23 protein-coding genes are annotated in these 20,016 nt (G+C 67.6%); 13 read left to right on the forward strand and 10 right to left on the reverse strand.

Features of this window, described 5'->3' with window-relative positions; genetic code table 11:
* Positions 1-65: 65 nt before the first annotated feature.
* From ACZLIF_RS16825 to ACZLIF_RS16845, 5 genes are all read left to right on the forward strand, one after another.
* Positions 66-659 (forward strand): 5-formyltetrahydrofolate cyclo-ligase, encoded by a 594-nt coding sequence (locus ACZLIF_RS16825; RefSeq protein ID WP_128988532.1) that lies wholly within the window; start codon positions 66-68, stop codon positions 657-659.
* Positions 656-1,135 (forward strand): EVE domain-containing protein, encoded by a 480-nt coding sequence (locus ACZLIF_RS16830; RefSeq protein ID WP_053519831.1) that lies wholly within the window; start codon positions 656-658, stop codon positions 1,133-1,135. Before ACZLIF_RS16825 ends, ACZLIF_RS16830 begins: the two co-directional genes overlap by 4 nt.
* Before the next feature lie 22 nt (positions 1,136-1,157).
* On the forward strand, positions 1,158-1,805 hold the full coding sequence (gene rpiA / locus ACZLIF_RS16835; RefSeq protein ID WP_065175077.1) for a ribose-5-phosphate isomerase RpiA: 648 nt from the start codon (positions 1,158-1,160) through the stop codon (positions 1,803-1,805).
* A gap of 23 nt (positions 1,806-1,828) precedes the next feature.
* The gene (locus ACZLIF_RS16840; RefSeq protein WP_053519833.1) at positions 1,829-2,275 is read left to right on the forward strand and encodes a DUF192 domain-containing protein; all 447 of its coding nucleotides are present in this window, start codon (positions 1,829-1,831) and stop codon (positions 2,273-2,275) included.
* Positions 2,276-2,408: 133 nt separating this feature from the next.
* Positions 2,409-3,254 carry a SirB1 family protein gene (locus tag ACZLIF_RS16845; protein ID WP_053519834.1) on the forward strand — a complete coding sequence of 282 codons (846 nt, stop codon included), beginning with the start codon at positions 2,409-2,411 and terminating at the stop codon, positions 3,252-3,254.
* 39 nt (positions 3,255-3,293) lie between these two features.
* Here the strand turns inward: ACZLIF_RS16845 and ACZLIF_RS16850 are convergent, their stop codons facing one another.
* On the reverse strand, positions 3,294-3,518 hold the full coding sequence (locus ACZLIF_RS16850) for a rubredoxin (protein ID WP_053519835.1): 225 nt from the start codon (positions 3,516-3,518) through the stop codon (positions 3,294-3,296).
* Between the two features lie 34 nt (positions 3,519-3,552).
* Here ACZLIF_RS16850 and thiE point away from each other — a divergent pair, with 34 nt between their 5' ends.
* Both thiE and hemL read left to right on the forward strand, forming a co-directional pair.
* Complete coding sequence (gene thiE / locus ACZLIF_RS16855; protein WP_128988533.1) at positions 3,553-4,179, forward strand: thiamine phosphate synthase; 627 nt, start codon at positions 3,553-3,555, stop codon at positions 4,177-4,179.
* Positions 4,180-4,194: 15 nt separating this feature from the next.
* Positions 4,195-5,484 carry a glutamate-1-semialdehyde 2,1-aminomutase gene (gene hemL, locus ACZLIF_RS16860; protein ID WP_128988535.1) on the forward strand — a complete coding sequence of 430 codons (1,290 nt, stop codon included), beginning with the start codon at positions 4,195-4,197 and terminating at the stop codon, positions 5,482-5,484.
* 159 nt (positions 5,485-5,643) lie between these two features.
* Here hemL and azu read toward each other — a convergent pair whose 3' ends face one another.
* Positions 5,644-6,093 (reverse strand): azurin, encoded by a 450-nt coding sequence (gene azu, locus ACZLIF_RS16865; protein ID WP_128988537.1) that lies wholly within the window; start codon positions 6,091-6,093, stop codon positions 5,644-5,646.
* 123 nt (positions 6,094-6,216) lie between these two features.
* On the opposite strand from azu, the gene ACZLIF_RS16870 reads away from it, so the two are divergent.
* Positions 6,217-6,819: an HAD-IA family hydrolase gene (locus tag ACZLIF_RS16870; protein WP_128988539.1), complete on the forward strand. Its 603-nt coding sequence runs from the start codon at positions 6,217-6,219 to the stop codon at positions 6,817-6,819.
* Between the two features lie 110 nt (positions 6,820-6,929).
* Here ACZLIF_RS16870 and ACZLIF_RS16875 read toward each other — a convergent pair whose 3' ends face one another.
* Entirely contained in the window at positions 6,930-8,156 is a 1,227-nt protein-coding gene (locus tag ACZLIF_RS16875) for an acetylornithine transaminase (RefSeq protein ID WP_065175082.1), read from the reverse strand.
* Between the two features lie 63 nt (positions 8,157-8,219).
* Here ACZLIF_RS16875 and ACZLIF_RS16880 point away from each other — a divergent pair, with 63 nt between their 5' ends.
* On the forward strand, positions 8,220-9,092 hold the full coding sequence (locus tag ACZLIF_RS16880) for an ion transporter (protein ID WP_128988551.1): 873 nt from the start codon (positions 8,220-8,222) through the stop codon (positions 9,090-9,092).
* A gap of 105 nt (positions 9,093-9,197) precedes the next feature.
* Here ACZLIF_RS16880 and ACZLIF_RS16885 read toward each other — a convergent pair whose 3' ends face one another.
* Positions 9,198-10,178, reverse strand: a complete 981-nt coding sequence (locus tag ACZLIF_RS16885) for a YiiG family protein (RefSeq protein ID WP_128988541.1) — start codon at positions 10,176-10,178, stop codon at positions 9,198-9,200.
* Between the two features lie 76 nt (positions 10,179-10,254).
* Positions 10,255-11,073, reverse strand: a complete 819-nt coding sequence (locus tag ACZLIF_RS16890; RefSeq protein ID WP_128988543.1) for an SDR family oxidoreductase — start codon at positions 11,071-11,073, stop codon at positions 10,255-10,257.
* Between the two features lie 108 nt (positions 11,074-11,181).
* Here ACZLIF_RS16890 and ACZLIF_RS16895 point away from each other — a divergent pair, with 108 nt between their 5' ends.
* Positions 11,182-11,865, forward strand: a complete 684-nt coding sequence (locus ACZLIF_RS16895; RefSeq protein WP_111186792.1) for a hypothetical protein — start codon at positions 11,182-11,184, stop codon at positions 11,863-11,865.
* Positions 11,866-11,899: 34 nt separating this feature from the next.
* Here ACZLIF_RS16895 and ACZLIF_RS16900 read toward each other — a convergent pair whose 3' ends face one another.
* Complete coding sequence (locus tag ACZLIF_RS16900) at positions 11,900-12,388, reverse strand: DUF2867 domain-containing protein (RefSeq protein WP_414487636.1); 489 nt, start codon at positions 12,386-12,388, stop codon at positions 11,900-11,902.
* Positions 12,389-12,402: 14 nt separating this feature from the next.
* Positions 12,403-13,065 (reverse strand): serine/threonine-protein kinase, encoded by a 663-nt coding sequence (locus ACZLIF_RS16905; RefSeq protein WP_111186793.1) that lies wholly within the window; start codon positions 13,063-13,065, stop codon positions 12,403-12,405.
* An 85-nt stretch (positions 13,066-13,150) separates the two neighbouring features.
* Here ACZLIF_RS16905 and ACZLIF_RS16910 point away from each other — a divergent pair, with 85 nt between their 5' ends.
* The gene (locus ACZLIF_RS16910; protein ID WP_128988545.1) at positions 13,151-15,148 is read left to right on the forward strand and encodes a bifunctional DedA family/phosphatase PAP2 family protein; all 1,998 of its coding nucleotides are present in this window, start codon (positions 13,151-13,153) and stop codon (positions 15,146-15,148) included.
* Positions 15,149-15,368: 220 nt separating this feature from the next.
* Here the strand turns inward: ACZLIF_RS16910 and ACZLIF_RS16915 are convergent, their stop codons facing one another.
* The 3 genes from ACZLIF_RS16915 to ACZLIF_RS16925 all read right to left on the reverse strand — a co-directional run bounded on the left by ACZLIF_RS16915 (position 15,369) and on the right by ACZLIF_RS16925 (position 18,194).
* Positions 15,369-15,947 (reverse strand): LON peptidase substrate-binding domain-containing protein, encoded by a 579-nt coding sequence (locus tag ACZLIF_RS16915; RefSeq protein ID WP_478462124.1) that lies wholly within the window; start codon positions 15,945-15,947, stop codon positions 15,369-15,371.
* Positions 15,944-17,308, reverse strand: a complete 1,365-nt coding sequence (gene mpl, locus ACZLIF_RS16920) for a UDP-N-acetylmuramate:L-alanyl-gamma-D-glutamyl-meso-diaminopimelate ligase (protein WP_065181702.1) — start codon at positions 17,306-17,308, stop codon at positions 15,944-15,946. Before mpl ends, ACZLIF_RS16915 begins: the two co-directional genes overlap by 4 nt.
* Positions 17,309-17,630: 322 nt before the next feature.
* Positions 17,631-18,194 (reverse strand): adenylate kinase, encoded by a 564-nt coding sequence (locus ACZLIF_RS16925; protein WP_053519211.1) that lies wholly within the window; start codon positions 18,192-18,194, stop codon positions 17,631-17,633.
* A gap of 135 nt (positions 18,195-18,329) precedes the next feature.
* Between ACZLIF_RS16925 and ACZLIF_RS16930 the strand changes: the two genes are divergently transcribed.
* Positions 18,330-19,586, forward strand: a complete 1,257-nt coding sequence (locus ACZLIF_RS16930) for a 6-phosphofructokinase (protein WP_053519209.1) — start codon at positions 18,330-18,332, stop codon at positions 19,584-19,586.
* Positions 19,587-19,594: 8 nt separating this feature from the next.
* Positions 19,595-19,984: a DUF488 domain-containing protein gene (locus ACZLIF_RS16935; RefSeq protein WP_053519206.1), complete on the forward strand. Its 390-nt coding sequence runs from the start codon at positions 19,595-19,597 to the stop codon at positions 19,982-19,984.
* The last annotated feature ends 32 nt before the right edge of the window (positions 19,985-20,016 follow it).

Raw genomic sequence — 20,016 nt, forward strand, 5'->3', positions numbered from 1 at the left:
GCGTCTTCGGGCGTCGCCCTTGTTCTTTCCGGCACAATGACGGCTGTTCCTTGCCGCACGCTGCCATGACCGACCCGCGCCAGGCCCTGCGCCACGACCTGCGGCAACGCCGCCGCGACCTTTCCGCCAGCGAGCGCATCGCCGCCGCCGATGTCCTTGCCGATGGGCTGCTGGCGTTGCCGTTTGCGCCGCTTCACGGCCACGTTGCCGGCTATTGGGCGCTGGACGGTGAGATCGCGCTGCATCGCTGGCAGCTGCAGCTGCCCGATGGACTCACCTACTGCCTGCCGGTGCTGGCCGGCGACACGCTGCGCTTCGCGCCCTGGCGGCCCGGTCAGCCCCTGACCCGCAACCGCTACGGCATTCCGGAACCGGACGTGGCCGTGGAAGACACGCTGGAACCGGCGCAGATGGCGCTGGTAGTGACCCCGCTGGTGGGTTTCGACACACAGTGCCGGCGGCTGGGCATGGGGGGCGGCTGGTATGATCGCAGCTTCGCCTTCCGCCACGACCGGCCGGCGCCGCCCTGGCTGGTCGGTGCTGCCTTCGCGGTGCAGCAGGTCGAGTCCTTGCCGGTGGCGTCGTGGGACGTGCCGGTGGATGCGATCTGCACCGAAGCCGGCACCCTGTTCCCCTCCGCTGCCCCCGTGAACGCATGACCGCCCGCAAGCGCTATTGGCTGATGAAGTCCGAGCCGGACGCCTTCTCCATCGATGACCTGGCCCGGGTCAAGGTCGAGCCGTGGAACGGGGTACGCAACTACCAGGCGCGCAACTTCATGCGCGATGGCATGCAGGTCGGCGACGGCATCCTGTTCTACCACTCCAATACCAAGGTCCCCGGCATCGTCGGCCTGGCCACGGTCGCCAGCCCGGCCTACCCGGACGATACCCAGTTCGACCCGAAATCCGACTACCACGACCCGAAAAGCACGCGCGAGAACCCGCGCTGGATGCTGGTGGACGTGGCCTTCGACCGCAAGCTCAGGCAGGTGATCGCGCTGGACGAGATCAAGCTGCACGCTGAAGCGCTGGGCGAGGGCTTCCCGCTGGTTGCCAAGGGCAACCGCCTGTCGGTGTTCCCGGTGACCGCCGCGCAGTGGAAGCTGCTGCTGTCGCTGGAAAAGAAATCCTGATTCCCTGCTGAGAGTTGCTCCCATGTCCGAAGCCAAGCGCCTGGCCGCCGAGAAAGCCATCGAGTACGTCGAAGACGGCATGATCGTCGGTGTCGGCACCGGTTCCACCGTCGCCTATTTCATCGATGCGCTGGCGCGCATCCAGCATCGCATCAAGGGTGCGGTGTCCAGCTCGGAACAGAGCACCGCGCGCCTGAAGCAGCACGGGATCGAGGTGATCGAGCTGAACCACACCGGCAACCTGTCGCTGTACGTCGACGGCGCCGACGAGTGCGATCCTGGCAAGTGCCTGATCAAGGGCGGTGGCGCTGCACTGACCCGCGAGAAGATCATTGCCGAGGCCAGCGAGCGCTTCGTCTGCATCGTCGACCCGAGCAAGCAGGTCCCGGTGCTGGGCAGGTTCCCGCTGCCGGTGGAAGTGATTCCGATGGCACGCAGCCTGGTGGCCCGGCAGATCCGCGACATGACCGGGGGCCAGCCGACCTGGCGCGAGGGCGTGGTCACCGACAACGGCAACCAGATCCTGGACATCCACAACCTGCAGATCACCGATCCGGAAAAGCTCGAGCGCGAACTCAACCAGCTGCCGGGCGTGGTCTGCGTCGGCCTGTTTGCCCGTCGCCGTGCCGACGTGGTGATCATCGGCGGCGAACCGCCGGTCGTGCTCTGACCCTCACGCGAAGGATCCTGACGATGTCGCTGCTGCGTTCGCTGCTGATGCTTCCCTTGCTGGCCCTGGCCGGCTGTGCCACCGATGCGGCCCGTCACTGGGTCGAACTGGACGGCGCCCGCTACCACGTGGAGCTGGCAACCAATGACGAGACCCGTGCACGCGGGCTGATGTTCCGCGACCAGATGCCCGTTGACCACGGCATGCTGTTCATCCATGACCGCGAGGAAATGCAGGCGTACTGGATGAAGAACACCAAGATCGCGCTGGACATCCTGTACTTCGACAGCCAGCGCAGGCTGGTGAGCCAGCAGCGCGACGTGCCGCCCTGCTCGGCCGGCGACATGTGCCCGCCCTATCCCAGCGGCGGCCCGGCCCGGTACGTGCTGGAACTCAACGCCGGCCAGGCCGAGAAGCTCAAGCTGAAGGATGGTACCGAACTGACCTTCGGCCCGGGCATCGAGAAGTAGGCCCACGGGGCCCGGCGGCCGGCCGGCACCCCGGTCGGGGTCGGATCCCTTTCGCACGCGGACGGGATCTGCCCCCTGGATTTTTCACGCCACACCGCTTGAATCCGTCTGCGATTGCCGCCAGTCTGTGACCATGCCGGACCGGATCACACTCCCCGACTGGGATGCACTGGCCGACCTCGAAGACGAGGCGCTGCCGTTGTTGCCGACCGCGCTGCTGATCGCGCGCGATGAATATCCGGATCTGCAGCCGTCCACCTACGACGCGCTGATCCAGAGCCATGTCGACCACCTTCGCGCCGAAGTGGACAGCATCGAGCGCAGTCCGCTGAAAATGGCCGCGATCAATCGCCACCTGTTCGACGAACTGGGCTACAGCGGCGACCACGACGAGTATTACGATCCGCGCAACAGTTATCTCAACCAGGTATTCGAGCGCAGGCTCGGCAATCCGATCTCGCTGGCGCTGGTACAGATGGAGGTCGCGCGGCGGCTGGGCATTCCGCTGGACGGCGTGTCCTTCCCCGGCCACTTCCTGGTGCGCCTGCCGGTGGATGACGGTGTCCTGGTGATGGACCCGTTCAACGGCGGTCGGCCGCTGGATGTGGACGAACTGCGGGAGCGCGCAAAGTCACATCTGGGCGGGCAGATGCCCGACGACCAGGTGCTGGCGCAGATTCTCGATCCGGCACCGTCCCGCGCGATCCTGATGCGGATGCTGCGCAACCTGCACGGCGTGTATGCCGAGGCCGGTGAATGGGACCGTGCCGCGCGCAGTGCCGACCGCCTGCTGAAGCTGGCGCCGGAGCAGGACGACGCCCTGCGCGACCGGGGCCTGGCCTACCTGCAGCTGGAGTACCTGACGGGAGCCCGGCACGATCTGGGGCAGTACCTCAAGCGCAATCCCGAGGCCAGCGACGCGCAGTGGCTGCGCGAGAAGCTGATCGATCTGGGCGGGCCGATGCCACGGCTGCATTGAGGCGGCCGGTGCGCGGACCTGCGGCCCGCCCCACTTCCGTCAATCGACCTCGACCATCTCGAAATCGGCCTTGGTAACGCCGCAGTCCGGGCAGGTCCAGGTGTCCGGAATGTCTTCCCAGCGCGTGCCCGGCGCAATGCCCTCTTCCGGCAGGCCGTCGGCCTCGTGGTAAAGGAAGCCGCAGACCACGCACATCCAGGTACGCAGGGTGGTGGGGGTGGCGTCGCTCATCGGATAATCGGGGTTGAATTCACGGGCCGCCATTGTCCCATCGCGGTCCACTCACCGGTAGCCATCGATGACCTCTGCTTTCCCGGCGCCCCGTGGCGTCTACCTCATCACCCCGGATGAGCCCGACACCGCACGCCTGCTGGCCCGCACCGCGCCCTTGCTGGCCGCCGGCGCCACCTGGCTGCAGTACCGCAACAAGACCGCCAGCGACGCGCTGCGGCTGGAACAGGCCACCGCACTGCAGGCGCTGTGCGCAGAGCACGGCGTGCCGCTGATCGTCAATGATGACCCGGTACTGGCCCGGGCCGTGGGCGCAGCCGGCGTGCATCTGGGCGGTACCGACGGCGACATCGCCAGCGCGCGCGCCCTGCTCGGTGCCGACGCCATCATCGGCGCCTCCTGCTACGACCAGCTGGCCAACGCCGAGGCCGCCGCAGCCGCTGGCGCCAGCTATGTGGCCTTCGGCGCCTTCTTTCCGACCACCACCAAGATCACCACCAGCCGTGCCCACATCGATCTGCTGCGGCAGAGCGCCGCACTGGGCGTACCGCGGGTGGCGATCGGCGGCCTGACGCCGGACAATGTCGGTCCCCTCATCGAGGCCGGCGCCGACCTGGTGGCCGTGGTCAGCGGCATCTACGCCGCAGCGGACCCGGTCGCCACCCAGCGCGCCTACCTCGCCCAGTTCCGGTAACACCCAGGAAACCCGATGAACCACGACCAGTCCCACGCCCTGTTCTCCCGTGCCCAGCACTTGCTGCCGGGCGGCGTCAATTCGCCGGTCCGCGCGTTCAAGTCGGTCGGCGGCGAGCCCTTCTTCGTCGAGCGCGCCGATGGCGCCTACCTGTACGACGTGGACGGCAACCGCTACATCGACTATGTCGGTTCCTGGGGTCCGATGATCGTCGGCCACAATCATCCGGCCGTACGCCAGGCGGTGAAGAAGGCCGTCGAACAGGGCCTCTCGTTCGGTGCGCCGTGCGCCGCCGAAGTGACGATGGCCGAGACCATCACCCGCCTGGTGCCATCCTGCGAGATGGTGCGGATGGTCAACTCCGGCACCGAAGCGACGCTGTCGGCGATCCGCCTGGCGCGCGGTGCCACCGGGCGCAACCGCATCGTCAAGTTCGAAGGGTGTTACCACGGCCATGGCGACTCGTTCCTGGTCAAGGCCGGCAGCGGCATGCTGACCCTCGGTGTGCCCACCTCGCCGGGCGTTCCGGCAGGCCTGAGCGAACTCACCCTGACCCTGCCCTACAACGACTTCGAGGCCGCCACCGCACTGTTCGAGGCACAGGGCAACGAGATCGCCGGCCTGATCATCGAACCGGTGGTGGGCAACGCCAACTGCATCCCGCCACGCGACGGCTACCTGCAGCACCTGCGCAAGCTGTGCACGCAACACGGCGCACTGCTGATCTTCGATGAAGTGATGACCGGCTTCCGCGTGGCACTCGGCGGCGCGCAGGCGCATTACGGGATCACGCCGGACCTGACCACCTTCGGCAAGATCATCGGCGGCGGCATGCCGGTGGGCGCCTATGGCGGTCGCCGCGACCTGATGCAGCAGATCGCCCCCGCCGGCCCGATCTACCAGGCCGGCACGCTCAGCGGCAATCCGGTAGCGATGGCGGCCGGCCTGGCAATGCTGGAACTGGTCCAGCAGCCCGGCTTCCACGCCGACCTGGCCGAGCGCACCGCACGCCTGTGCGAGGGCCTGGAAGCTGCGGCCGCAGACGCCGGAGTGGCCGTGACCACGACCCGGGTCGGGGCGATGTTCGGGCTGTTCTTCACCAGCGAGAAGGTGGAGACCTATGCGCAGGCCACCGCCTGTGACATTCCGGCGTTCAACCGCTTCTTCCACGCCATGCTGGACCAGGGCGTGTTCCTGGCGCCGTCGGCGTACGAGGCCGGCTTCCTGTCCAGTGCGCACGACGATGCGGTGATCGAAGCGACGCTGGCCGCTGCACGCGTGGCGTTCAAGGCCGCCAAGGGCTGAGCCCTGCCCATGGCAGGTGCCGACCTTGGTTGGCACTGCCTTGCACCGTATCCACGCATGGCGTGGATCTGCCGCACCGTGTAGAGCCGAGCCATGCCCGGCTCATCGTACGCAGCGCGGAAAAGAGCAGTCGAGCATGGTGCGACGCTGCAAACGGCGTCAACCAAAGGCGAACGTGCCCTTCATCATCGCGAAGTGGCCGGGGAACGAGCAGAAGAAGGTGTAGTCACCGCCCTTCTGCAGGCCCTGGGTAGAGAAGCGCACGCGCGTGGTCTCGCCGCCGCCGATCACCTTGGTGTGCGCCAACACGCGCTTGTCGGCCTTCGGCAGGTAGCTGTCGGCCAGGGTCATGCGCATGCCCGCCATCGCCACCGGCTGGTAATCGGCACTGCGGGTCAGCACCCAGTTGTGGCCCATGGCAGTGGCGGCCAGCTTGCCAGTGTGGCGCAGGGTCAGGTCCACGGCGGTGCAGTCGGCGGCGACCTTGATCTCGCGGCTGCTGAAGCTCATCTGGTCGGTGCTGTCGATGCTCACCGCACACACCCGCGCCATCGCCGACGGCGCCAGCATCAGCGCGCCCAGTCCCACTGCCACCATCCAAGCCTTCATCGTTGCCTCTCCTGCGGATTCAAGCGCCATTCTAGGCAGCCCCCTGTGGCCGCGTCTGCGACCGTCTGTCGCATGCCCACTCCAGGGTTTCCCGCACACTTGCCGCAATGGCATGCTCGGCCGATGCGGATCGACCTGTTGCTGCTGGATGTAGACGGCGTGCTGGTGCATTACCAGCGCGCGCAACGCGTGCTGCATCTGGCGAAGGCGCTGGGGGTTCCGACGCAGGCCGTGCAGGCCGCGTTGTACGACAGCGGGCTGGAAGCCGCGCATGACAATGGCTCGCTGGGCGGCCCTGCCTATCTGGCGCGATTGGGAGAGCTTCTGCACAGGACCATCGACGAGGACACCTGGACCGCAGCGCGGCAAGCCGCGAGCCATCCGCAGCGCGCAGTCCTGCAACGGCTGCAGGCCCTGCAGCTGCCGATGGCGGTGCTGACCAACAATGGCGCGCTGATGAAGCAGGCGTTGCCTTCCCTGCTGCCGGAGCTGTTCCCTGCCCTGCTGGGTCGCGTGTTCTGCAGCGCCGATTTCGGCCTGCGCAAACCGGCGCCGGAGGTGTTCCTGCGCACGCTGGAGATGCTGGATGCAGCGCCTGCGCACACGCTGTTCGTCGATGACCTGTTCGCCAACGTGCGCGGCGCACGCGCCGCTGGGCTGCACGCGGAAACGGTGCACGATGGCCGTGGGCTGGGCAAGGTGTTGAAGCGCTACCGGATCACGTGACCGCTGTAGAGCCGAGCCCATGCTCGGCTGCTGTTGCCTGACGTGGAGATGAGCCGAGCATGGGCTCGGCTCTACAGCGATTCCGCGGCAACGGGGTCAGCGCCAAGGCTTCAGCGCGCGGCGATGAACGCCGCAACAGCGGCACGCAGGCGCTTCAGGCCCTCGGCCACTTCCTCGTCGGTGATGTTCAACGACGGCACGAAGCGCAGCACGTCCGGACCGGCCTGCAGGGTCAGCAGGCCGTGTTCGGCCGCGTGATCGAGGATGGCACCGGCCTGCCCGGCGAAGTCCTTGGCCAGGACCGCACCCAGCATCAGGCCGCGACCGCGTACGCCACTGAACACACCGAATTCCTCGCTGATGCGGGCGAAACCATCGCGCAGCGCCTTCGACTGGCGGCTGACATTGGCGGCGATCTCAGGCGAGGACAGTTTGCGCAGCGCAACGCGGGCGACGGCAGCAGCCAGCGGATTGCCACCGAAGGTGGTGCCGTGCGCACCGAACTGCATGGTCTCGGCGACCTTCGGGCCGGCCAGCATCGCGCCGATCGGGAAGCCGCCTCCCAGCGCCTTGGCCAGGGTGACCATGTCCGGCACCACGTCATCCTGCCAGTGCGCGAACAGCGTGCCGGTACGGCCCATGCCCGCCTGGATCTCATCCAGCACCAGCAGCGCGCCGTGCTGGTCGCACAGCTCGCGCACGCGCTTGAGGAAACCGGACTTGGCCGGCATCACGCCACCTTCGCCCTGCACCGGCTCCAGCATCACCGCCGCCACGTCGCCCGCGGCCATCGCCGTTTCCAGCTGCACCTCATCGTTGAAATCGATGTAGCGGAAGCCACCGGGCAGCGGCTCATAGCCTTCCTGGTACTTCGGCTGGGCGGTGGCGGTCACCGCGCCCAGGGTGCGGCCGTGGAAGCTGCCGCGGAACGTGATGATCACCCGCTTGTCAGCCGGCCGCCCCTGGCTGGAGGCCCACTTGCGCACCATCTTGATCGCCACTTCATTGGCTTCGGCGCCGGAATTGCACAGGAACACGCGCTCGGCGAAGCGGCTGGCCTTCACCAGCTCTTCCGCCAGGTGCAGCGGCGGTGCGCTGTAGAACACGTTGCTGGTGTGCCAGAGCTTGCCGGCCTGCTCGACCAGCGCCGCCACCAGATCCGGGTCGTTGTGGCCCAGGCCGCACACGGCGATACCGGCCGCCAGGTCGATGAACTCACGGCCCTGGCTGTCCCACACGCGGGCGCCCTGGCCACGCTCCAGCACCACCTGGCGAGGCTTGTAGACCGGCAGGTAGTAGTGCGAAAGGGAGATCAGCGGGTCGGTCGCGGCGGTCATGGCAGTCGGCAGGATTCAGGAATGCCCATTCTCGCGCCGGAACCCCTGCGGCACAATGCGCCCATGCGACCGTTCTCCGCCCCCCAGCTGAACCCCGCCACCGAATCCGGCTGGCGCCGCCAGTGGTTCGACATCATCTACCGGCACGATACCCGGCCCTCGCGCAATTTCGACCTGCTGCTGGTGGTGACCATCATCGCCAGCATCCTGGTGGTGATGATCGACAGCGTGCAGCACCTGCATGCCGAGTGGTCCACCGGCCTGTACGTGCTCGAGTGGGGCTTCACCCTCATCTTCACCGCCGAGTACCTGCTGCGGCTGGCGGTGGTCAAGCGTCCGCTGCGCTATGCCGTGAGCGTCTGGGGCATCATCGACCTGCTGTCGATCCTGCCCGCGTACCTGTCGATGTTCATCCCCGGCGCGCAGAGCCTGCTGGTGGTGCGTGCACTGCGCATCCTGCGTGTGTTCCGCATCCTCAAGCTGACCCGCTACATCGAAGAAAGCGGCGTGCTGATGCAGTCGCTGTGGCGCAGCCGGCGGAAGATCCTGGTGTTCCTGTTCACGGTGATCACCATCACCATCATCGCCGGCGCGCTGATGTACGTAATCGAAGGACCGGAGAACGGCTTCAGCAACATTCCTGTCAGCATGTACTGGGCGGTGGTGACCATGGCCACGGTCGGCTTCGGCGACATCGTGCCGCAGACCGTGCTCGGCCGCTTCGTCACGTCCGTGCTGATCCTGATCGGCTACAGCATCATCGCCGTGCCCACCGGCATCTACACCGCCGAACTGGCCAGTACCATGCGCGAGGCCGAGCTGGCGGCACGCCGCGATGCCCGGGGCTGCCCGCACTGCGGGCTGGAAGGCCACGAACCGGATGCACGCCACTGCCGGGCCTGCGGCAACGCGCTGCCGGAAGCCTTCAACCGCTGACCCGTACCTGCGCGGGGCGGTGAGCAGCCTGCCGCCGCTCCCGCCTCAGCGCATCTGATTGCTGGCACTGACCAGTGCGTCGGCACACTGGACTGTCACCCGGATCTACTGCCGGTTGCTCTGGAACACCAGCGCGTTGTAGACATGCAGCAGTCGCCCGGCCGAACCCCGCGGGGCCATCGACGGCGAATCCAGCATGCGCCGCTCGAAGTCGTTGTACGGGGTCTTGCTGCTGACCCGCTGCAGGCGCTCCTTGCCCTCGCGACGGAAGTTCTCGGCTTCGCGCTCGAAGCTGTTCCAGTCCAGCTTGCCCGGCTCCTGATCGGCCACCTTGGCATGTGCTTCGTCGGAAATGCGATTGAAGGCCTGCAGCCGTTCATCGGCCTGCGCCGGATCGAAATCGTCGTCGCCCATCAGGTCCATGATCGCTTTCGCTTCCAGCATCATCGCCAACCGGTAGTACTCGCGGGTGCGGCCCTCGGCCTGTTCCAGCGCCTTGAGCTGCTCGCGCTGGGCAGCATCGTTCTGGCGTTCCAGTTCAGTGTTGAACGTCTCGCTGGCGCCGGCGAAGTCCTTGAACGCAGCCATCAGCGGCGCGTGCAGCTGCTTGCCCTTGGCGAACTGGTCGTCCTCGTAATCCTGGCGCTCGTAGTAGTCGTGTGCCTCATGGCTGACCGGCACCAGTGCCTTGAGCGCCTGCAGGTAGCGGCCAGCCGCCGCATCGAGTTCCGGCAGCGCGGGCTGGGCCGCGATCGCCTCGGTGATCGGTGCGTCGCACTGCTTCATGTCGTAGTCGTCGATCTCGCTCGGTCCGTACACACGGGTCTCGCGTCCGCTCGGACCGGCCTCCAGATCCTTGATCCATCCCGTGTACGAGCGGGCGCTGCCATGCACCTCGGAATCGACCGCGTTGAAGCAGCCGATATAGGCGTTGAGCTTGGCGGTCAGCTGCTGCTGGGCATCCTGCGTAGGCGCGGCATCGGCGTTGTCGGACGTGCCGGACGAGGAGGGCGGCTTGCCACCACAGGCGACCAGGGCAAGCGACAACGACGCAGCGAGCAGCGCTGCAGTGGTACGACGGAGCATCTACGCACATCCTTGTTGGAAACGATTACAGCCGCGAATTCTATCGCAGTTGGCCGATCATGACACTCGCATCGGATCAGTCGAGGAACAGATCCGGCTGCAGCGGCCGCGACGGATCCACCGCGTAGCCGGACAGGTCGGTGATGCCGGCCTGTGCCAGCACCTCGTCATCGATCAGGAACTGGCCGTGGAAACCCGCGGCTTCGCGTACCAGCACTGCATGCGCGGCATCGGCCATGATCTGCGGCGTGCGGCATCCCGCCGCGTCAACGCCGGGGATCATGTTGATGGCGTCGGTGGCGATCACCGTGCGCGGCCACAGCGCATTGACCGCCACGCCCTGCGGCCCGAACTCGGCGGCAAGACCGAGGGTGACGAAGCTCATGCCCATCTTCGCCAGCGTGTAGCCGGTATGCGCGCCCCACCACTTCGGTTCCAGGCTCGGCGGCGGCGCCAGGGTGAGGATGTGTGGATTCGGGGCCTGCCGCAGGTACGGCAGGCAGGCCTGTGCGCACAGGAAACTGCCACGCGCATTGACCTGCTGCATCAGGTCGAAGCGCTTCATCGGTGTCTCCAGCGTGCCGCGCAGCCAGATCGCGCTGGCATTGTTGACCAGGATGTCGATGCCACCGAAGGTATCGACCGTAGCGGCGACGGCCGCCTGCACCTGCTCTTCCTCGCGGATGTCGCATTTCAACGCCAGGCCCTGGCCGCCGGCCGCAGTCACCGCATCGGCAGCGCTGTGGATGGTGCCCGGCAACTTCGGGTTCGGCACCGACGACTTGGCCGCGATGGCCACGTTGGCACCATCGCGCGCGGCACGCAGCGCGATCGCCAGGCCGATGCCACGCGAGGCACCGGTGATGAAAAGGGTCTTGCCCTGCAGACTGCCCACGTTCCAGACTCCAGCGTATGCAATGAGCGGCTAGTATGCCGCGCCGACGCGGAGTTCACCCGGTCTTGACGATACTCGGGGCTCCAGTCAACGCACGAGGTCCACGCCATGCGCCGTTCCCGTCTGCTGCTGCCTGCCCTCGCACTCGCCCTGATGACCGCCTGCCAGGGCAGCTCGCCCGAGCCCGGCAAGGAACCTGTCGCCACGGACACCCCCAGCGCGGAGAAGGCAGCGACCGATGGCCGGATGCGCTGGAGCGAGGCGGTGGTGTGGGACGGCGACCTCAACGCCTGCCGTCAGGGAGGCGATGCGGCGACGCGCGACTGCCTGCGCGATGCGATGCGCAGCGGCGGCGCCAGCTCGGATGCAATCACCGCCGCCGAGCAGCTTTCCACCGGCGGCGAACTGGCCTATGTCAGCGCGTGGCATGAGCATGACGGACTGGGCGTGGCCACGGTTGAATATCCCTTCCGCGCCAACACCAACCAAGGCACGCGCCTGGTGGATGCAGGCGGCAAGCGCATCGATGTCGATGCGGTGCAGCTGGACGATGCGCTGCGCGCCGACCCGACTGTGCAGGCAGTGCTGAAGGCCAACCCGCAGGCGACGCCGTTCGCACCGGCGCAGGCCGCAGGCACCGCACCACTGGAAGGCGGCGGCATCCGCCTGCTGTACCGCACGCCGCTGCGCGACTGCCATGCCTGCCCGGATGTGGGGCAGCTGCAGATCGGCTATGACTTCGATGCCAAGCGGAACTTCATTGGCCAGCAGCTGGTGCCGGCAACGCCCTAGCGCTCCGGTGGCGCCGGGTGCCGCCGGGCCCGGCCTACCCGTACGCGCGTACCTGCCTGCGCAGCAGATGCGGCACGATCAGCCGGTGCATCGGGTCCACCGGCAGCATGTACAGGCGCCCGAACGCGTTGTGCGTATGCACCACCGTCGCCACTTCCAGCGTGTCACCCTGCCACTGCAGCGCCAGCTGCACGTGCAGGTGCCGGTCGTCATCCTCCAGCACGATGGCATCATCGTGCAGCGACTGCAGGGTGAAAATGCCGAGCCGCTGCCCGGGACTCGGATGCTGCGCAGCCTGCACCGCACGCAGCGAACCCAGATCCTTCATCCCGAGCAGGCGCATGCCCTGGTTGCGCAGCGCCATCAGCCCGTCAAACCACGCGGGGACCGTCGCTGCCATGTCGCGATAGGCCTGCAGTGCACTGCGCCCCTGTCGATGGGTGGCGACGCGGCAGGCATGCACGAAACCCGCACCCGCCAGCTGCGGATGCAGGACGCTGGCCGCGCTCGGCAGCGTGGTCACTACGTTCCACCGTCTCACGGCTTCGGCCCCTGCCCTTCGTTGTCTTCCCAGTGCAGGATGCGCCGTGTGACGAAGCGGTAGACCGGCTTGCCGGTGGCGAACCACAGTTCGCGTACCCACGACGTGCGCTTGAGCACGCGCTTCTCCACCGGCGTCAATGACTCGCGGCAGTACATGCGTTTGTGCTTGAGCAGATGGCGCAGATCCTCGCGGGCCAGCAGGCGCATCCAGCGCGAGCGCGGATTGCCGATCACCGCCAGCTGGAAGTCGATCAGCGCCGGACGACCATCGTCGGTGACCAGCCAGTTGGCCTCCTTGGCCAGGTCGTTGTGGGCGACGCCGCGCCGGTGCAACTGCTGCAGCAGGCGCCGCGCGGCGCGGAACCAGGCGAGGTCGCCGCGCGGCGGGCGCTGGTACATGGCATCGCCGGCCATGAAACTGCGATCCAGGTGGCGGCCATCCCAATCGATCAGCTGCGGGACATCGGCCATGCCGTGGATATGGCGCAGCGCGCGCGCTTCGCGCCGGGCCAGCCACCACGCCGGCAGGCGCAGCCACAGCGGCGTCGCCCCCAGATCGCGGCGCACGAACGGCCCGTCGGGGCCCTCCATACGAAGGATGCGGCCGAAGCTGTCGGCCTTCAATGCATGTGGTGGGACGTCTGGCGAATGCGGCATGGCGCCATTCTAGGCGATGCCGACGGTGGCAAACGGTCGGCAAGCGGCTGGGAACCAGTCACCTTCACGCCTTTATAATCGGGCAATGGACTCTTCATGGATCGACGCCACCCTCGCGTGGATTGCCGCTCATCCCGTGCTGGCGGGCGCGGTCATTTTTCTGATCGCGTTCTGCGATGCGGTCATCATTCTCGGCGCCATCGTGCCCGCACTGCCCCTGCTGTTCGCCGTGGGCGTGTTCATCGGCCTTGGCCAGATCTCCGGGCCGTACGCGGTCGCTGCGGCAGCGCTGGGTGCGTTCGCGGGCGACGGCATCAGCTACTGGATCGGCCGCCGCTGGGGCGATCGCCTGCGCGGCGTGTGGCCGTTCAGCCGCTACCCGCAACTGCTGGACCGTGGCGAGAACCTGTTCCGCCGCAATGCCTTCAAGAGCATTCTGGTGGCCCGCTACGTCGGCGCGATCCGGCCGTTCGTCCCCGCCATCGCCGGCATGATGAACATGCCCGCCAGCCGCTACATGCAGGCCAGCGGCATCGCCAGCATTTCCTGGGCCGTGCTGTTCCTGGCGCCAGGCTGGATCCTGGGCGAAGCCTATGACGCGGTCGCGGCCGTGGCAGGTCGCCTGGTGGTGGTGGTCGGCCTGCTCGCGGTGATCCTCAGCCTGGTCTGGGCGATCGTGCTGTACGGCTATCGCTGGTCCGCCGCGCGCATGGATCATTGGCTGTCGCGCCTGCTCGACTGGTCCAACCGCCATCCGACCCTGGGCCGTTACACGGTCGGCGTGCTCGACCCGAAGCGCCGCGAGTCGGTGCCGTTGGCGATGCTGGCACTGATGCTGCTGCTGCTCGGCTGGGGCTGGTTCGCACTGCTCACCCTGGTGGTCGCGCACGGTGAACCGCTTGCGGTCGATCTGCTGGTGCACCAGGCCATGCTGGCGCTGCGCAACCCGCTGGCCGACTACCCGATGGCGGCGCTGGCCTCGCTCGGCGCATGGCCGGTACTGCTGCCGGCCACCGCCGCGGCGATGGGCTACCTGATCTGGCGCCGGCGCTGGATGGCTGCGGCGCACTGGCTCGCCGCGCTCGCCTTCGGCCTGGCCCTGACCCTGCTGCTCGGCGCGACCGTGGATGTGGTCCGCCCGGTCGACGCCAGCAGCGGCTTCGGCTTCCCGTCGGTATCGGTGACCATGGCCACCATCACCTTCGGCTTCTTCGCGGTCCTGATCGCGCGCGAGATGCCCGGCCGCACCCGCGTCTGGCCGTACCTCGTATCGGGCATCGTGGTCAGCCTGATCGGCTTCTCGCGCCTGTATCTGGGCGCACACTGGCTGAGCGATGTGATCGGCGGCATGCTGTTCGGCACGTTCTGGCTGCTGGTGCTGGGCATCGCTTACCGCCGCCGGTTCAACCGGTCGTTCTGGGTCAAACCGGTCGCCTGGCTGTTCTACGGCGTCTTCGCCGTTGCCGCGATGTGGTATGCGCCGCGCAACATCCCGGTGAAGCTGGAACGTTTCGAGCCGTCCCTGCCCGCCGCGCAGGCGATGGATATGCAGGCGTGGTGGCAGCACGACTGGTCCGCGCTGCCGGCGCGCCGCAACGAGTTCGACGATGACCAGCGCTGGCCGCTCGATGTGCAGGTTGCCGGTCCCCTGGCCCCGTTGCAGGCACAGCTGGAGGCACGTGGCTGGACGCTGCAGGAGCAGGCCGGCTGGCAGGAAGCACTGCTGATGCTGGACAAGGACACCGGTGCGGAGCAGCTGCCGGTCTTGCCGGCAACGCTGGACACGCGCGTGGAAGCATTGCTGATGGTGCGCCAGGGGGCGCGTCCGGACGAGCGCTACGTGCTGCGCCTGTGGCCGGCCGCCGTGCAGCTGCAGCCGGGCGACACGCCACTTTGGCTGGGCAGCGCACAGACCCTGCGCTACGAGCGCCACTTCCAGTGGATCGGTATGTGGCATCCGCTGCGCGGCGTGGATCCAGCCTTGAACGCGGTGAAGGACGCCGTGCAGGACCTGCCGCAACGCGAGGATGTGCACGGCGAAACCGGGTTGCCGGTACTGCGGCTGAAGACCATCGCGCCGTGAGGATGCCGCCGGGCATGGCCCGGCGCTACCGCGATGCCGTGTGGTAGCGCCGGGCCATGCCCGGCGGATCCAGCAACCCGGTCGGTAGCGTCGGGCCATGCCCGGCGGATCCAGCAACCCGGTCGGTAGCGCCGGGCCATGCCCGGCGGATCCAGCAACCCGGTCGGTAGCGCCGGGCCATGCCCAGCGGCACCAGTTCCAAGCGCTGCGCGAATGATTCTTACGGCATCCAGCCCAGCAGCTGCTGCAGGCGCTGATGCGGATCGTCCGTCTGCAGCAGTTGCAGGCGCTGCTGTTCGCTCAACGGCAGCAGCTCGGCCAGGCGCCAGCCGACCCAGCTTGCCTGGTCCAGCAACGCAGGGTTGGCCGGAGCGTAGGCTTCGCCGGCCTGCTCGATGATGTGACCCAGCACGGTGGCCAGCAGCGCATGCTGTGGACGCAACTCGTCATCCGGGTCTTCTTCGCACCAGCGCACATCGGCCACCACCAGGCCGTTGTCGCGCACCCGGGTGCGCTCGACATGGAAGCGGCGGGTACCGCGCAGGCGCAGCTGCAGCACGCCGTCGGCGCCGACATCGAAGTCCTCGATGCGTACCTGCACACCGTAGGCGGCCGGCGTTGCCGGCGCACCGACCTCCTGGCCATCAAGGATCAGGCAGACGCCGAATCCCTCCGCACTGCGGCCACTGTCGCGGATCAGGTCCAGATAGCGGCGCTCGAACACGCGCAGGCCGATCGCCGCGCCAGGCAGCAGGGTGGCGTGCAGCGGGAACAGGGGCAGTGACGCGTCCGTGCTCATCGCGCCTGCAATGCTGCGAGGAAACGGCGCGGCGCGCCGTCGAAGCCACCATTGGACATGAACACCACGTGGTCACCGCGGTGCACGCGCTCCTGCAGCTGTGCCAGCAATGCGTCGGTATCGGGTACCGCGTGCGCGTGGCCGCGCACCGCTGCGATCACCGACGCTGCGTCCCAGGCCAGCTCGGGACGATGCAGGAACACCACCTCGTCGGCCAGCGCCAGCGAGGGCGCAAGCGCGTGTGCATGTGCGCCCAGCCGCATCGAATTGCTGCGCGGTTCCATCGCCACCACGATGCGTGCATCGCCCACCTTGGCGCGCAGGCCCTCGAGGGTGGTGGCGATCGCGGTGGGATGGTGCGCGAAGTCGTCGTAGACGGTGATGCCGTCGTGGCTGCCGATCACTTCCATGCGCCGCTTGACGCTGCGGAAGCGCGCCAGCGCCGGGATCACCTCGGCCGGTGCCACGCCCACCGCATGGGCAGCGGCCAGCGCAGCCAGGCCATTGAGAACGTTGTGCCGCCCCAGCAGCGACCATTGCACATCGCCCAGCGCTTGCCCGTGATGGTGCACGCGGAAGGCGCTGCCATCGGCGGCCAGCAGTTCGGCATGCCATTCCAGCGCCGGATCGAATCCGAAACGCTCGACCGGCGTCCAGCAGCCCATTGCCAGCACTTCGGCCAGGTGCACGTCCTCGCCGTTGACGATCAGGCGGCCGCGCGCCGGCACGGTGCGCACCAGATGGTGGAACTGGCGCTGGATCGCGGCCACGTCCGGGAAGATGTCGGCGTGGTCGTATTCGAGATTGTTGAGGATGGCGACCAGCGGCCGGTAGTGGACGAACTTGCTGCGCTTGTCGAAGAAGGCGGTGTCGTACTCATCGGCTTCCACCACGAACTCACGGCCCTGGCCGAGGCGGGCGGAAACGCCGAAATCCTCGGCCACGCCGCCGATCAGGAAACCCGGTGCGCGACCGGCATTCTCCAGCAGCCAGGTGAGGATGGTCGTGGTGGTGGTCTTGCCGTGGGTGCCGGCCACAGCCAGCGTGTCGCGGCCCGGCAGCACCTGCTCGGACAGCCACTGCGCGCCGGAGCTGTAGCGCTGGCCGGCGTCGAGCACCGCCTCCACGGCCGGGTTGCCACGCGAGAGCGCGTTGCCGATCACCACCTGGTCGGTGCCCGCCGGCACGCTGTCGACCCGGTAGCCCTGGTCCAGGGTGATGCCCAGCTGCTCCAGCTGGGTCGACATCGGCGGATAGATGGCCTGGTCACTGCCGCTGACCGTATGGCCCAGTTCCCGCGCCAGGGCGGCCACGCCACCCATGAAGGTGCCGGCGATTGCAAGGATATGTACGCTGCTCATGAGCGAGGATTGTGACCGATCACGGCTGTATAGGGCCAATGTCCGTAATGGGGTCAGACAAGTCCTACACCCGATGTGAGAAAACTCCAGCCACCTGTCAGGGAATTCCCGATAGCGATGTTCTGTGAACCCGGACACAATTCGGATTGCCAGCCGCAGTACCCGAACCGGTCCTACTCCCCAAGAGGCCATCCCCAAGGGAGCTCATGCTGCGGGGCCCTGAGCAAGCCCTCCGCTGGCACCTATGAAAACGACACAGGCCTGGTCCGCAAGGACCAGGCCTGTGTTCTGCATGCCGACCGCAGCCGGCCGCGCGCCTGGTTCAGGCCTTGATCGCGGCCAGGATGCGGGCTTCGATCTCGTCGAGCTCGCCGACGCCATCGACGCGGGCCAGGGTGCCCCGGCCTGCATAGAAATCCACCACCGGCGCGGTCTGGTCGTTGTAGACCTGCAGGCGCTGGCGCACCGATTCGGGATTGTCGTCGGCGCGGCCCTGCTCCTTGGCGCGGCCGGCGATGCGTTCGACCAGCAGTTCGGTGGCCACATCCAGCTGCACCACCGCATCCAGCGGCTGACCGATCTTGGCCAGCAGGCCGTCCAGCGCATTGGCCTGCGCCACGTTGCGCGGGTAGCCATCCAGGATGAAGCCCTTGGCGACATCCGCCTGGGCCAGCCGCGACTCAAGCATGCCCAGCAGGATCTCGTCCGACACCAGGTTGCCGGCATCCATCACCGCTTTCGCCTGCTTGCCCAGCTCCGAGCCCGCAGCGATCTCCGCACGCAGCATGTCACCGGTCGAGATATGGGCGATGCCCAGCTTGTCCTTCAGGCGCGTCGCCTGTGTCCCCTTGCCCGAACCGGGCGGTCCCAACAGAACCAATCGCATTGACCTGACTCCAACGTGTTGAAAACAAAGAAGGTTCGCGCCCCGGACGGTCCGGTATCGCTGCACCGCAATAGCGCCACTTTACCGCATCCGGGTAATGTCCCTGCAATGTCCCTCCCCTGAGCAGGTAGAAGCATGCGCAACGGTACCCTCCTCTATGCCCAGTCCGGTGGTGTCACCGCGGTCATCAACGCCACCGCTGCGGCGGTGATCGAACAGGCCCGGGCCAAGGGCATCAAGGTCCTGGCGGCCCGCAACGGCATTCTGGGCGCCCTGCGCGAAGAGCTGATCGATACCAGCAGGGAGAGTGCGGCGGCCATCCGCGCCCTCGCCCATACACCGGGCGGTGCCTTCGGTTCGTGCCGCTTCAAGCTGAAGTCGCTCGATGCCGACCGTGCGCGCTACGAACGTCTGCTGCAGGTCCTGCGCGCGCACGACGTGCGCTGGTTCCTCTACAACGGCGGCAACGACTCGGCCGATACCGCGCTGAAGGTCTCGCAGCTGGCCAAGGCCTCCGGCTACGACCTGACCTGCATCGGCGTGCCGAAGACCATCGACAACGACCTGGCTGTTACCGATACCTGCCCCGGCTTCGGCTCGGCGGCCAAGTACACCGCGGTGTCGGTGCGCGAGGCGGCGCTGGATGTCGCGGCGATGGCCGAGACCTCCACCCGCGTCTTCATCTACGAAGCGATGGGCCGCCATGCCGGGTGGCTGGCCGCTGCCGCAGGCCTGGCCGGCAATGGCGACGATGAGGCCCCGCACATCATCCTGCTGCCCGAACGTGCCTATGACGAGGCGGCCTTCCTGGCCAAGGTCAAGGCGGTGGTCGAACGCGTCGGGTACTGCGTGGTCGTGGCCTCCGAGGGCATCGCCACGGCGGATGGCCGCTTCGTCGCCGATGCCGGCGGCAGCAAGGATTCATTCGGTCATTCGCAGTTGGGCGGCGTCGCCGCGCACCTCGCTGGCCGGGTCAAGGACCAGTTGGGGCTGAAGGTGCACTGGGCCCTGCCCGATTACCTGCAGCGCTCGGCACGTCACATCGCCAGCCGCACCGACTGGGACCAGGCGCAGGCCGTGGGCAAGGCGGCCGTGCAACTGGCATTGAAGGGTCAGAACGGGGTGATGCCGGTGATCGTGCGCAGCAGCGACGCACCGTACCGCTGGAAGATCGAGTCCGCGCCGCTGTCGAAGATCGCCAACCACGAGAAGAAGATGCCAGCCGGCTTCATCCGGCGCGACGGCTTCGGCATCACTGCCCGGGCGCGCGCCTATCTGTCACCGCTGATCAAGGGCGAAGCGCCACTGCCGTACGGCGCCGATGGCCTGCCGAAGTATGTGACGCTGAAGAACGTGGCAGTGAAGAAGACGCTGCCGGCCTTCGAGGTCTGACTGCGATCATGGCCCTGCGGATCGTCCGCCTCGGTTCTCCGCGCGTTCCGGGCGAAGGCCTGCGCATCGGCACCGTACGCCGCCCGCCGCGCGGCGTGCCACGCAGCGAGTTCGCCCGCCAGGACTGGTACGACGTGTGGTTCCCGACGTTGTCGCCCAGCGCGGAACGGGTGAAACAGGCTCGCGGGGCGACCACCGCGGCCGACTGGAATGCCTTCTTCCGCAGCTACCGTGCCGAGATGAAGGCGCCCGACGCAGCCCACGCGCTGGATCTGCTGGCCGCGCTGTCGCAGCACACCGACATCAGCGTGGGCTGCTACTGCGAGGATGAGGCGCACTGCCATCGTTCGGCACTGCGTGACCTGCTGGTGGCCCGCGGTGCGAAGCTGGCCGAGTGATGGCAGGGGTGCCGGCCAGCGGCCGGCACTAC

This window comes from Stenotrophomonas sp. 2201_Sma (genome assembly GCF_056486685.1).